The sequence below is a fragment of the Parasphingorhabdus sp. genome, assembly GCF_048269915.1.
Lineage (GTDB): Bacteria > Pseudomonadota > Alphaproteobacteria > Sphingomonadales > Sphingomonadaceae > Parasphingorhabdus.
Window position 1 is genome coordinate 97,044 of record NZ_JBLWTY010000004.1, and the last position, 12,911, is coordinate 109,954.

The 12,911-nt window shown below is 57.1% G+C and carries 12 protein-coding genes; 7 read left to right on the plus strand and 5 right to left on the minus strand.

Annotated elements, in window-relative coordinates; all coding sequences use genetic code 11:
* Positions 1-230 precede the first annotated feature (230 nt).
* The gene (locus ACN0WX_RS11790) at positions 231-872 is read left to right on the plus strand and encodes an EF-hand domain-containing protein (protein WP_417622524.1); all 642 of its coding nucleotides are present in this window, start codon (positions 231-233) and stop codon (positions 870-872) included.
* Between the two features lie 73 nt (positions 873-945).
* Here ACN0WX_RS11790 and ACN0WX_RS11795 read toward each other — a convergent pair whose 3' ends face one another.
* Entirely contained in the window at positions 946-1,617 is a 672-nt protein-coding gene (locus tag ACN0WX_RS11795; protein ID WP_417622525.1) for an HAD family hydrolase, read from the minus strand.
* A 116-nt stretch (positions 1,618-1,733) separates the two neighbouring features.
* On the opposite strand from ACN0WX_RS11795, the gene ACN0WX_RS11800 reads away from it, so the two are divergent.
* The 4 genes from ACN0WX_RS11800 to ACN0WX_RS11815 all read left to right on the plus strand — a co-directional run bounded on the left by ACN0WX_RS11800 (position 1,734) and on the right by ACN0WX_RS11815 (position 5,284).
* The gene (locus ACN0WX_RS11800) at positions 1,734-2,846 is read left to right on the plus strand and encodes an MlaE family lipid ABC transporter permease subunit (protein ID WP_417622526.1); all 1,113 of its coding nucleotides are present in this window, start codon (positions 1,734-1,736) and stop codon (positions 2,844-2,846) included.
* Positions 2,846-3,661, plus strand: coding sequence for an ABC transporter ATP-binding protein (locus ACN0WX_RS11805; protein ID WP_417622527.1), 816 nt, complete (start codon positions 2,846-2,848; stop codon positions 3,659-3,661). The genes ACN0WX_RS11800 and ACN0WX_RS11805 overlap by 1 nt, the downstream gene beginning before the upstream one ends.
* Positions 3,662-3,726: 65 nt before the next feature.
* Positions 3,727-4,674 (plus strand): MlaD family protein, encoded by a 948-nt coding sequence (locus tag ACN0WX_RS11810; RefSeq protein WP_417622528.1) that lies wholly within the window; start codon positions 3,727-3,729, stop codon positions 4,672-4,674.
* Between the two features lie 10 nt (positions 4,675-4,684).
* Positions 4,685-5,284: an ABC-type transport auxiliary lipoprotein family protein gene (locus tag ACN0WX_RS11815; RefSeq protein WP_417622529.1), complete on the plus strand. Its 600-nt coding sequence runs from the start codon at positions 4,685-4,687 to the stop codon at positions 5,282-5,284.
* A gap of 39 nt (positions 5,285-5,323) precedes the next feature.
* Here ACN0WX_RS11815 and ACN0WX_RS11820 read toward each other — a convergent pair whose 3' ends face one another.
* Both ACN0WX_RS11820 and lgt read right to left on the minus strand, forming a co-directional pair.
* Complete coding sequence (locus ACN0WX_RS11820; RefSeq protein WP_417622530.1) at positions 5,324-6,403, minus strand: class I SAM-dependent methyltransferase; 1,080 nt, start codon at positions 6,401-6,403, stop codon at positions 5,324-5,326.
* On the minus strand, positions 6,396-7,262 hold the full coding sequence (lgt, locus tag ACN0WX_RS11825; protein WP_417622531.1) for a prolipoprotein diacylglyceryl transferase: 867 nt from the start codon (positions 7,260-7,262) through the stop codon (positions 6,396-6,398). The genes ACN0WX_RS11820 and lgt overlap by 8 nt, the downstream gene beginning before the upstream one ends.
* 79 nt (positions 7,263-7,341) lie before the next feature.
* On the opposite strand from lgt, the gene ACN0WX_RS11830 reads away from it, so the two are divergent.
* Positions 7,342-9,051, plus strand: a complete 1,710-nt coding sequence (locus tag ACN0WX_RS11830) for a class I adenylate-forming enzyme family protein (RefSeq protein WP_417622532.1) — start codon at positions 7,342-7,344, stop codon at positions 9,049-9,051.
* Entirely contained in the window at positions 9,048-11,828 is a 2,781-nt protein-coding gene (locus tag ACN0WX_RS11835) for a [protein-PII] uridylyltransferase (RefSeq protein ID WP_417622533.1), read from the plus strand. Before ACN0WX_RS11830 ends, ACN0WX_RS11835 begins: the two co-directional genes overlap by 4 nt.
* Here ACN0WX_RS11835 and ACN0WX_RS11840 read toward each other — a convergent pair.
* Positions 11,825-12,349, minus strand: a complete 525-nt coding sequence (locus ACN0WX_RS11840) for a YceD family protein (protein ID WP_417622534.1) — start codon at positions 12,347-12,349, stop codon at positions 11,825-11,827. The genes ACN0WX_RS11835 and ACN0WX_RS11840 overlap by 4 nt on opposite strands.
* Positions 12,349-12,882 (minus strand): ubiquinol-cytochrome C chaperone family protein, encoded by a 534-nt coding sequence (locus tag ACN0WX_RS11845; protein ID WP_417622535.1) that lies wholly within the window; start codon positions 12,880-12,882, stop codon positions 12,349-12,351. Before ACN0WX_RS11845 ends, ACN0WX_RS11840 begins: the two co-directional genes overlap by 1 nt.
* Positions 12,883-12,911: the final 29 nt, after the last annotated feature.

Genomic DNA, 12,911 nt, shown 5'->3' on the forward strand with positions numbered 1-12,911 from the left:
TCGGTACCTTCCTTAAGTAACAATACGAGTTTGTTCTCGCCCGGTTGTGGGCGATTATCGGGGCGCTTGGTTGGAGTCGGCTCCTCTCCCTCTTCTCTTCGGGGGTTGAGCATTGCTTTGGCGAGGCAAATAATGGCTTTTCGCTGGCATTGGTGGCTGTTGATATATGCTCTCTTGACGCAATCAATGGCGGACCGTTCTGGCGCAAATTGTGGAAATCGGAGAATGAAATGTCCAACAATTCCTCGAATTTGATGAATATTTGTCTGGCTATCACCCTTGGGCTTGCCCTGACATCCCCCGTTTTGGCGCAAAGGGGCGGTCGCGCGTCTCCCACTCTCAGGCCGCCCGCGACGGGCATGCCGGCGGGGGACAATAGTCGGGATCGTACCCGCGACCGACTTGATACGCCCGATCAGGATCGTTTGCGTGGCCGGGACCGGCTCGATTCAGCCGACCGTGATCGCATACGAGATCGTGACACTCTCTATCTCGGCACCAGAGACCGGCTGCGGACATTTGACCGTGATCGCGACGGCAGCATTAATCGCTCCGAGTTTCATCAATGGCACGATTCCTCATTCGAAGCGCTAGACAGCGATGGCGATGGAGGATTCAGCTTGCAGGAATTTCAGGCGGTCGGGCTTGGCCCCGGCCCGATGGGCAGCGCTTCTCTCCAGCGTCAGCGCAGCGAAGAACGTGCCCAGCTTCGCAAGGCCGAACGGTTCCGGGTAATGGATGGCAATGATGATGGCACGGTTAGCCGCACCGAATATATGAAATTCGGAGAACTCAACTATCTTGATGCCGATACCAATGATGATGGCAAGCTGAGCTATGGTGAATTGCAGCAATTCCATCGCGGTTGGTGAGTGGATCGGGCGTTCGTTGCAAATCTGGCAAGGATTCGAAAAATAAGGCCAGCCGGAACCGCGCTGGGCGAGCTTATCGCCAGTCGACGATTTTCCAGCCGCGCATCTTGGCCATCCGGCGCAATTTGGGCGTCGGGGTCGTTGCAATTGCCTCGTCGGCAAATTCGAGCATCGCCCGATCGCTGACATGGTCGGAATAGGCGCGGACGTGGCTTTTGGCGCGCCGCCAGCCTTGTTCCGCGAAAAGTGCCTCGATCCGGTTGATCTTCTCGTCATCATAGCAATTCTCGCCGATAATATGCGGGCGCACACGTCCGTCTCCGTCAACTTCGAGACGGGTTCCGATGACATGATCCATATCGAGATGCCGGACGATCGCATCGACATAAAGCTCATAGGAGGCGGTCACCAATACCAGCGTCCGGCCATCGGCGCGATCCGCCTCAATCTGGTCGATCGCCTTGCGATGGATATTGGAACGCATGATCTTTTCAGCGAAACGTTCGATTTCGGGCTGCAAATCCGACAGCCTCGGAGCGCTGCCGAGTAACATCCTCTGGTTGAAAGTTTTGAGCTGGCCACGGCTGATCAGCTTGAGCCCATAAGCAATGAAGCCAAAGGGCAATATGGGCAGGAAAATCAGCCGCCACGGTGCTCTGGCAAAGATCATGTGGAGCAGAAAAGGCGTATAGGTTCCATAGACGGTGATCGTCCGGTCCATGTCGTAAAGCGATATTTTCTGCATTGCCGTCCTGAAATTCCCGTTCGCGCGCTGCTTAGCAGCGTGCGGCGAAAAGCGCCAAATATTTGAGCGGTTTAATCTCTTGAGCTTTGGGTTGTTTTCATTCACCTATAGACGCGATGTCGATACCCAGCGATTTTGTCGAAGAGACAGCCGAAGACGGAGCGGTGACGCTTCGTTTTTCTGGTGATCTTTCGATTGCCAGCATGGGAGATTTGCCGGAACGCTTGCGCGACCATGCTGATGAAGCGCAGCGGCTGGATATTTCTGATATCGGCTATATCGATACGGTGGGAGCCTGGCTGGTGCATCGCACCGCCCGCGATTTGGAGGCCGAGATTGTCGGCGCTGACGACGATGCGCAGCGACTGATCGCGGCCGTTGCCGGTGCCGATCAGCCAACCGACATCCGGCCGGGTACGATCAACCCGGTGCTCAGGGTGCTCAACGAAATCGGCGAGGCCACCACCATCGCCTTCACCACCCTGGCCGGATTGACCGGTTTTTTCGGAGCGATCATGATTGGCTTTTTCCGGCTGGTCCGCCATCCGGGAAAAATCAGATGGAATGCCGTGGTCGCGCGCTTTGACGTCGTGGGCGTACGGGCCCTCGGCATTATCGGGCTGATGAGCTTTCTCATCGGGCTGGTCATTGCGCAGCAGGGCGCGGTGCAGCTGCGCCAGTTTGGTGCCGAAGTATTCACGGTCAACCTCGTCGGTCGTCTGACCCTGCGCGAGTTGGGTGTGCTGATGACCGCGATCATGGTGGCCGGGCGCTCCGGTTCCGCCTTTGCCGCGCAAATCGGTACGATGAAGCTGACCGAGGAAATCGACGCGATGCGTACAATTGGCGTGTCCCCGGTCGAAGCGCTGGTGCTGCCGCGATTCATCGCCGCCGTCACCATGCTGCCGTTGCTCGGTTTCTATGCATCGATGGTGGCGATCATTGGCGGCGGCCTGCTCAGCTGGGTCGAGCTCGACATTCCGCCGGCAACCTTTTTCTCGCGCATTCGTGAAGTTGTTCCGCTCACTGACGTCTATGTCGGGCTTGTGAAGGCACCTGTATTTGGCGCGATCATTGCGATTACCGGCTGCTATCAAGGCATGCAGGTCAAGGGCAATGCCGAGGATGTTGGCAAGCGGACCACGGCAGCAGTGGTCCAGGCCATCTTCCTCGTCATCGTGCTGGATGCCTTTTTCGCAGTCTTCTTTACCTGGATCGGATGGGATTAATGCTCGAATCCAAGGCCATCGCTTATAATCCTGATTATGAAGGTCCGATCATCAGCGTCCATGGTCTGCGCAACGCCTTTGGCGATCAGGTCGTGCACGAAGATCTTCATCTCGATGTCCATCGCGGCGAGATCATCGGGGTGGTCGGAGGGTCCGGCACCGGCAAATCTGTCTTGATGCGCTCGATCATCGGGCTGCAGACTCCGCAGGAGGGCGAAGTCAAGGTATTCGGCGAACAATTATTGGGCAAATCCGACGCCGAGACGATCGAAATTCGCAAGCGCTGGGGCGTGTTATTTCAAGGTGGTGCGCTATTCTCGACGTTGACAGTGGCCGAAAATGTGATGGTGCCGATCCGCGAATTCTATCCGGACATGGATCGTGAATTCCGCCGCGAAGTCGCCAAATATAAAGTCTGCCTTTCCGGACTGCCACCCGATGCCGCTCCCAAATATCCGTCCCAATTGTCCGGCGGGATGCGCAAACGGGCTGGGATAGCGCGGGCGCTGGCGCTTGATCCGGAACTGCTTTTTCTGGATGAACCGACCGCCGGGCTGGACCCGATTGGCGCTGCTGCCTTTGACAATCTTACCAAGGAATTGCAGCAGACAATGGGGCTGACAGTATTTCTGATCACCCATGATCTGGATACGCTGCATGCTATTTGTGACCGGGTTGCGGTACTCGCTGACCAGCAGGTGATTGCGGTCGGTACGATTGATGAACTGCTTGCGCTCGACCATCCGTGGATACAGGAATATTTTAACGGTCCGCGTGGCCGGATGGCATCCGCCGGGAAAAAAATGCTGGGATGAGAATGGTGAACCGGTTCAGAGAATTCTTGCAGGCGACGGCGCCGCTCGTCATAGAGGTGAAATAAATGGAAACGCGCTCCAACCATATCCTTGTCGGTGTTGTCACTTTGGCGATGCTGGCTCTTGTGGCCGCCTTTCTGGTGTGGATCGTCCGCTTCGGCGAGGGTGAGACCAAACAATATGACATATTCTTTGCGCAGTCGGTAGGTGGACTGGCTTCGGGTACCGGCGTCACCTTTGCCGGCGTGCCTTCCGGCCAGGTGCTCAAGGTCGAGTTGTGGAAAAAGGACCCGAATTTTGTGCGTGTCCGCATCGCGGTAAGCAAAGATACGCCAATATTGGAGGGCACCACTGCAACCATCCAGAGTGTTAGCTTTACCGCACCGCCCAATATTCAACTCGACGGGGCGAAAAAGGGTGCGCCGCCGATTACCGATCTCGGCCCCGAAGGAGTGCCGGTGATCCCGACCAAACCGGGCGCGCTGGGGGAATTGCTGAACAGCGCCCCTTTGGTGGTCGAACGGCTCGCAACCCTGACCGACCGGTTGACCTTGCTACTGTCGGATGAAAATCAGAAATCGATCAGCGGCATATTGGCCAATACCGACCAGATGACGAGCAGCTTGGCGAAACAGGCGCCGGCGCTTGAAGCCTTGATGGAAGAGTCGCGGATCGCCATCCGCAATGCCGGGCAGACTGCCGAGAAGCTTTCGCTTGTGGCGGACAGTGCCAATGATTTCCTGACCAGCAACGGTCAGCCGGTGGCCAAAAATCTTGCCAATACGCTCGACGCCGCCGACAAGAGCCTCCGTGCCTTGGAGGGCGTATTGAAAAATGCCCAGCCAGGCGCCGAGCGTTTCTCCAACAAGACTTTGCCGGAAGTGGATCAACTGGTGGAAGATATGCAGGCGCTGACCAAATCCCTGACCAACGTGACCGACCGGCTTGATCAGGGCGGGGCGGGATCATTATTGTCGGCACCAGCGTTGCCCGACTATGAACCAGGGCAGTGAAGGGGCAGATATGATGCGCGAATTTCGACCTTTGAAATCTGTTGGCCTGCTGGCGGTGACTGCCGCGCTCAGCGCCTGTGTCAGCTTTGGTGGCGCCGAACCGCCACCATCGCTGCTGTCGTTGTCTCCTGACCAGAAGCTGACGGCAGGGGCCATGCGCAGCGGGCCGCAATCCGGCTCGCTGGTGGTTGCTCTGCCAGCTGCCCCTCAGAAGCTTAACACGATCCGGGTGCCGGTGCAGACCACCACTACCGGTATTGCCTATTTGAAAGAGGCTGTCTGGGTCGACAAGCCGGCGCGCCTGTTTCAGGATTTGCTAAGCGAAACCATTGCCGCGCGAAATAACCGGCTGGTGCTGACCGCAACCGAAGCGGGCGGCAATGCGCAGACCTATATCACCGGCGAACTGGTCAATTTCGGCCTCGACGGTCCCAGCCTGACGGTCAGGGTCACCTATGATGCGGTGAAAATGACCAAGGACAAGCCGGTTGAAAAGAAACGCTTCGAGGCTAGCGCACGTGTTTCTGCGGCGGAACCGGGTCCGGTTGGCAATGGCCTTAACAAGGCCGCCAATGACGTAGCAGCCCAAGTTGCCGAATGGGTCAGTTGACGGCATTACCGCCGGGCTTCTAGATTCGCAGCGCCTCCACTACTCCGCCGCGTAACTGAACCCTTCCGGTTCCGGCCAGTCGATCGGGGTTGCCGCCATCACCCGGAACAGTCGCCCCATTTCGTCGACATGGGTGAGCCGCTGATGCGCGGCGCGGATGCTATGGGCCAGTTTCGGGCTTGCTTTCATCAACGCCTCGGCGCGCTGGTCTATCCCCAGCGACTTGAGCCACTGCCCCTGTTCTGCCGGTCCGTGCACTGCCAGCAAGCGCGTCCGCACGATATTGGCCAGCGTGTGGAAATCGACATGGGCGGTGAGATCGGATGTTCCCGGGCTGTCATAAGGGCTGATCGGCAAATGGTCCTTTACCGCTTGGAGGGTGCTGCCGGTTCCCGGTCGATCATAGCCATAGTCGATGACCAGCAATGCGCCGCCCTGCTTGGCCAGACGATTGGCAAGCTTGCCAGTCCATTCCACGCTGACCGGCGAGCGCTCCAATATTGTTCCTTCCGGAAAGCCGCTGGTGACACTGCCGATCTGCTTTTCGGCAACCTGTTCGCTGGCCACCGCGACAAATTTGCTGCGATCACGCGCGACCATCTGCTGACGCCAGCCATCAGCGGCTGCAATGAATTGTTCGATGGGCAGGGCATCAAAAAATTCATTAGCGACGATCAGCAGCGGTCCGTCTTCCGGCAGGCTTTCGATATCGTCATGCCATTTGGCATCCGGGTGCAACGCCGCCTGTTTGGCTTTCAATACCGGGCTGGTCTCGATGAAATGCACCGTTGGATTGCAGCCGAATCTCGCCATGGATCGCAGCGCGTCTTTCGCCAATGTGCCGCGTCCCGGTCCAAGCTCGATATAATGGCAATGATCCGGAGACCCTTTGCGCAACCAGAGATCGGCCAGCCAGATACCGATAATCTCGCCAAACATCTGGCTGATTTCGGGGGCGGTGACGAAATCCCCGTCTTCGCCGAGCGGGTCTTTGCTGGCGTAATAATGAGTATTGGCAATAGCCATATAGTCGCCGAGCGGGATCGGGCCTTCGCGGTCGATCCTGTCCGCGATTATATGGGCAGCACTGGGGGAGTCCGCTTTGACGCCGTCAGGCAACGCTCTTGTCTCCGGCCACCGGTTCGATACGCGCGCGCCGGCCTTTCGCGGTAAACACCAGCCAGGTGCCAAGCAATATCATCGGGACGGTCAGCCATTGACCCATGCTGAAACCCGATTGCTCGACCAGCCAGGTGAGCTGGGCGTCGGGCTGGCGGAAAAATTCGACGGTGAAGCGGCTGAAGCCGTAAACCAGCAGTCCGGTGCCAAGCAGCTTTCCCGGCTGGTAACGGGCGTCGGTCTTCCAGAAGAGCAACGACAGGATGATGAAATAGAGCAGACCTTCGAGCCCGGCCTCATAAAGCTGGCTTGGGTGGCGTGCGACTTCGCCGCCCATCGGGAATATGATCGCCCAGGGAACCTCCGTTGCCCGGCCCCATAGCTCTCCATTGACGAAATTGGCTAGCCGCCCGAAGAACAGGCCGAACGGGATGACGCAGGCGATATAATCGCACATCCGCAGAAAGCTGAGCTTCTCTCGCCGCGCAGTCCACCATAGGGCAAGTATAACACCGATCGTGCCGCCGTGCAGCGACATGCCGCCATTCCATACCTGCAATATCTTGAGCGGTTCCGTCAGAATCTCGGGATTGTAGAAAAACACGTAGCCCAGTCTGCCCCCGACAATGATCCCCAGGGTCGCCCAGAAGATCAGATCATCGGCATGGCGCCGCGCCATGGGTGAACCGGGCTGGGCAATCAATTTGGTCAGATACCAGTAGCCGATCAATATCCCCGCCAGATAGGCCAGCGAATACCATTTCAGCTGGAAAAAACCGAGATCAAGCGCATTGGGGGAGAGGCCAAGCTCCTCAAACCGCGTAAACTGCGCCGCATTGGCCAATATAATATCAATCAACTCTTTTCCCCGCGTGGTTTCCTGTCCATATAAAGGGAAATTCCCCTAGACCAAGAGGGAACAACGGGAGACTTGAATAATGGCGACTTCGGAATTGGATGCGGTAATCGACAAAACGCTGGAAGCGCTGACGCAGCCAGGTCAGCTGCTCGAGCTTGACACGGTGAATAAATATGGCGTGGATATGCCTATTTTTAAGAACGCGCCGCAGAATGTGTCCGACTATCTCGCCTATTTTTGCCATCAGCACGCGGACAAGGAATTTCTTGTCGATGGCGATATCCGCCTGACCTTCGGTGAGACTTATGCAGCAGCGCGCGCGCTGGCCGGTGGACTGGTCGATGGCTATGGCGTGCAGAAAGGCGATCGCATCGGAATAGCCGCGCGCAATTCGGCCAACTGGGTTGTTCTCGATATGGCGATTACGATGGCGGGCGGCGTTTCCACCAAGCTGAACGGCTGGTGGCAGGGCGATGAACTGGCCGACGGAATTGAGGATGTCGGTTGTTCCCTGGTCTTCGCTGACTATCAACGGGCCCAGCGTCTGGTTGAATCCGAGCGCAATCACGGCGCCCAGCTGCTGGTGTTCGAACATGACAAGGTCCCCTTGGAAGGGCTGAAGGTGATGTTGGAAAAAGGGGGCGGAGCCGAGACTCCGTTGCCGCAAATGGCCCCCGAAGATAATGCGACAATCCTGTTCACTTCCGGCTCCACCGGTCGCTCGAAGGGTGCTTATGCCGAACATCGGTCGGTTGTTCAGGGCGCGATGAGTTTCGTCGGTACAGTGCTGGTGCTGGTCAATATCATGGAAAAACAGGGCAAGATGCCTGAGGGGCAACCAACGGCAATGGTGTGCGTGCCTCTGTTTCACGTTACCGCTTCGGTGCCGCTGGTGCTGGTAAGCTATGCAATCGGACGGAAGCTGGTGTTCCTCAACAAATGGGATGCAGAAGAGGCGATGCGTCTGATCGAAAAGGAACGCGTTACCTATTTCGTCGGCGTGCCGCTGATGAGCATGGAGATTTATTCGCATCCCCATTTCGACAAATATGATCTCAGCAGCTGCGTCACCATGGCGGCTGGTGGCGCGCCGCGTCCGGCCGAGCATGTGAAGCGGATCAAGGATAAAATGGGCGATGGTTTTCCCGTAATCGGCTATGGCCTGACGGAGACTAACGGGGTCGGCTGTTCCAACCAGAATGAAAATTATCTCGCCAAGCCGGACAGTACCGGGCGGGCCACGCCGCCGATTGTTGAAGTCGCGATCCTTGATGATGACGGCAACAAGGTGGCGCAGGGCGAGCGCGGCGAAGTGTGTATCCGCACCGCTGCCAATTTCACTGGCTACTGGAATAATGAACAAGCCACCCGGGATGCCTTCACCGATGACGGCTATTTCCGCACTGGTGATATCGGCTATCTCGATCCCGAAGATTATCTCTTCATTGTCGACCGCAAAAAAGAGATCATCATCCGCGGCGGCGAGAATATCAGCTGCCAGGAAGTGGAGGCTGCGGTCTATGCGAATCCGGCGGTTGCCGAAGCCTGTATCTTCGGCGTGCCGGATGAACGTTTTGGCGAAGTTCCGGCGCTGGTTTATCATACCAAGGAAGGTCATAGTCTAACCGACGAGCAACTGCTGGAATCGCTCCAGCACCAGTTAGCCCCCTATAAAATGCCAGTTCATATTTGGCAGTATGACGAACCGTTACCGAAACTCGGTACCGCAAAAATCGCAAAGATTGTCCTCGCTAAAAAGCATCGTGAGGAATTGGCGGCAACGGGATGAATATACGCGCCAATATCCCGGCCGCGCCGGCTGATCCGGGGAAGCGGATCGTCCGGCAACGGGATATTATCAACCGCCGGGAGCTGGCGGAAGAAATTGAGGCGCTGATCGCCGAACATGGCATGCCTAGAGCCCGGGAGAAGATTCTCCCGCTCCTGCAGGATGCGCTGGCAAATGGCCGTGCGGAGATCAGCAAACGGCTGCTGGAAAAACCGTCGGCCGGCCATGAAATGGCGGCGGCCCAGTCTTTCCTGATCGATCAGCTGGTGCGGCTGATCCACGATATTGCCGTGCAACATCAATATCCGGTGGGCAATCCATCATCCGGCGAGCGCATAGCGGTGATGGCCGTGGGCGGCTATGGTCGCGGCGAAATGGCACCCCATAGCGATGTCGATATCGCCTTTCTGACCCCGTATAAGGCGACAAGCTGGACCGAGCAGGCCGTCGAAGCGATGCTCTACTGGCTCTGGGATCTCGGATTGAAGGTCGGGCAGAGCAGCCGCTCGATCGACGAAATGGTGCGGATGGCGAAGGACGATCTTTCGATCCGGACCGCGCTGTTGGAAGGCCGCTATATCTGGGGAGATACCGGTGTTTATGAAGAAGCGAAGCAGCGGTTTTTCAACGATGTCGTAGCCGGGACTGACAGCACGTTCGTAGCAGAAAAACTCGCCGAACGCGACGCACGGCACAAGAAAATGGGCGACAGCCGCTATGTCGTGGAACCCAATGTCAAAGAAGGCAAGGGGGGGATGCGCGATCTGCAAACGCTCTACTGGATCGGCAAATATATCTATCGCGTGGCCTCTGCGGAGGATCTTGTCGATGTCGGCCTGCTCACCGTTGACGAATTCAAGCGCTTTCGCAAAGCGGCCAATTTTCTCTGGGCGGTGCGCTGTCACATGCACGATATTACCGGTCGCGCAGAAGACCGGCTTACCTTCGACCTGCAGCCAGAAGTGGCCCGGCGGATGCACTTTGCCGACCGGCCCGGCAAATCGTCGGTTGAGCGGTTCATGCAATATTATTTTCTGAACGCAAAAGTCGTTGGCAATCTGACCGGTGTGTTTCTTGCACATCTCGACGAGACGCATAACGCCGGAGTACGCCGGTTCCTGCCATCGCTGACCCGCAAGCCGAAAAAGCTCAATGGCTTTGTGCTCGATCGCGGCCGGCTTGCACTGCCGGACGAGAAATTCTTCGAGGAGGATCCTGTCCGGTTGCTGGAGATTTTCTGGCTCGCCGACAAGCACGGACTGGAAATTCATCCTTTAGCGATGCGGGCGGCGCGGCGGGATGCCAAGCTGATCGACAACAAGGTCCGCAAAAATCCCCGCGCCAACAAGCTGTTTCTGGATGTGCTCTGTTCGCCGCGCGATCCCGAACTGGTCCTGCGCTGGATGAACGAGGCAGCGATTTTCGGCCGTTTCATCCCTGATTTTGGTCGGGTCGTCGCGCAGATGCAATTTGATATGTACCATCATTATACGGTTGACGAACACACGATCCGGGCGATTGGCCTGCTTGCCAAGATTGGCAGGGGCGATCTGGCCGACGACCATCCCAACAGCACTGCGACGATGGAAAAATTGCAGAACCGGCGGGTAGTTTTTGTCGCGACGCTGTTGCATGATATTGCCAAGGGACGCGGCGGCGATCACAGCATATTGGGTGCGGAGGTGGCGATGAAGCTGTGTCCGCGGCTGGGTCTGAGGCCGCATGAGACCGAACTGGTCGCATGGCTGGTCCGCAATCACCTGCTGATGTCGGCTGTTGCATTCAAGCGGGATTTGTCCGACTTCAAGACCATTCAGGACTTTGCCAGCCAGGTCAAAAGTGTCGAGCGTCTCCGCCAGCTCACGGTGTTGACCGTCGTTGATATCCGCGCGGTAGGACCTGGTGTCTGGAATAGCTGGAAACGACAGCTGCTGACCGATCTGTTTGAATCCGCACAGGAAATGCTGCTGCTGGGTCATAAACAGCGCGGGCGCAAGGAACGGATTGACGAGAAAAAAGCGATTCTGGGCGAAGCGCTGAACCTGCCGGATGACGAATTCAGGAAGCTGGTCAAGCGATTCTCTGACGCCTACTGGATTGCCGAACCGGATGACATCATTGCCCAGAATGCCCAGCTTGTTCTGGAATCCGGGGATACAAATCTGGCGATTTTCGCAGATGTCTATCCCGAGCGCGGGGCCACATTGATAACGGTTTATGCAGCAGATCATCCCGGTCTGTTCTACCGGATCGCCGGTGGCATCCATGTGTCGGGCGGAAACATCATAGACGCGCGAATCCACACCACCCGCGACGGCATGGCTTTGGATAATTTTCTTGTCCAGGATCCCCAAGGCAAGGCTTTTTCCGAAAAAGCGCAGCTCGAACGGATCAAGCAGGCGGTTGAAGATGCACTGGCCAACCGGACAAAACTATCCACCAAGCTTGATGCGCGTCCATTGGCACATTCGCGGGCCGGTGCCTTCCGCATCACGCCTTTCGCGCTGGTCGACAACGACGCCTCCAACCGGTTCACGGTCGTCGAAGTCAATGCCCAGGACCGGCCAGCATTGCTCAACGCCCTGGCCTATGCGCTGTTTGAATCGAAAGTCACCGTGCATAGCGCTCATATCGCGACCTACGGGGAGCGCGCAGTGGATACGTTTTACATCACCGATCTGTTGGGTGGCAAGATTACCAGCAAGCAGAGATTGAAGGGCCTGCAAAAACGCCTGACTGCTGCTGCCGCAGACAAGTCCGACGAAAAAACGGCTTAGCCAAGCTTGTCCTTGAGCGCCGCCAGAGCGCCAAACGGACCGGCTTCCTCTTCGGACTTCAGGCCTTTTTCCCGGGCAACCGCATCGGCGTCCGGGCTGCGCGGATAGGGATCGAGCGCGAGATACAGCGTTTGCGCAATCGCTTCGCCGAGATCGATCTGGGCTTGCTCAAATTCGATGATGTCGCAATCTTCTTCACTCAGCTCGACCTCTTCCTCGGTATCGGCCGCCGCCATTCGGGGTACGAACAATATGTCAAAATCTTCGCGCACCCGAGTCGGGAAGGAATTCCCCGTTATCACGCAGTTTTGCTGCAGATCGGATTCCAGTACGCCGGTGAAGATTATGCCGCGTTCACTGGCTACCAGCTTATATGTCGCTGTCAGTGAGGCAATCTCTGGCAGGTCGAACCTGTGTGCAAGTTTTTGCCGCTCGCCCTGGCTGGGCTCCAGTTTGCCGGTTGCCGGCTTCGAACCGATTTCTGATAGCTTGCGGATATGGGAAAATTCAGGCGCATCCATTATGCTATCGCTCCGCTGTCCGGGATATTGCCGGTTACGATGGCGCTGGGATCGCAGGCCTGCAGCGTGGCATGATAAGCGGTCAGGCCTTTGGCAAGATAGGTCAGCGCCGTGTCATCCGGCGTCTCGCCGCGAAAAATATTGCGGATTATCGTATCGCGAAGGTCCGCACCATTTTCCAGCGCTTCGCGATAGGCGCCAACCCGGCCGCCGAGCGCGCCCATCATCCGCCCGACATGTTTGCCGACCACCATGTCGCCAATGCCGATCTGGCGCAATTGTCCGTCCATGTCGGCGATAAAGATTTCCGTTAGCCATGCAATTTCCTGACCAAGAGTCTCATCCTTTTCGAGCCGGATCATCACCAGTGAAAATATCGCCGCAATCATGTCGAACCGGCCGTCGATACTATCCGGTACCTGGCCCTCTTCATACCAGCCGAGCCGTCGTCCCTCCCGGACAATCGCCTGGTATAAGGGACGCATGCCCGCGTTGGACTTGTCCCTGGAAAATATCTTGCTGAAAAATGACATTGCTGGTTCCGCTGGTTGGATCGCAAGTT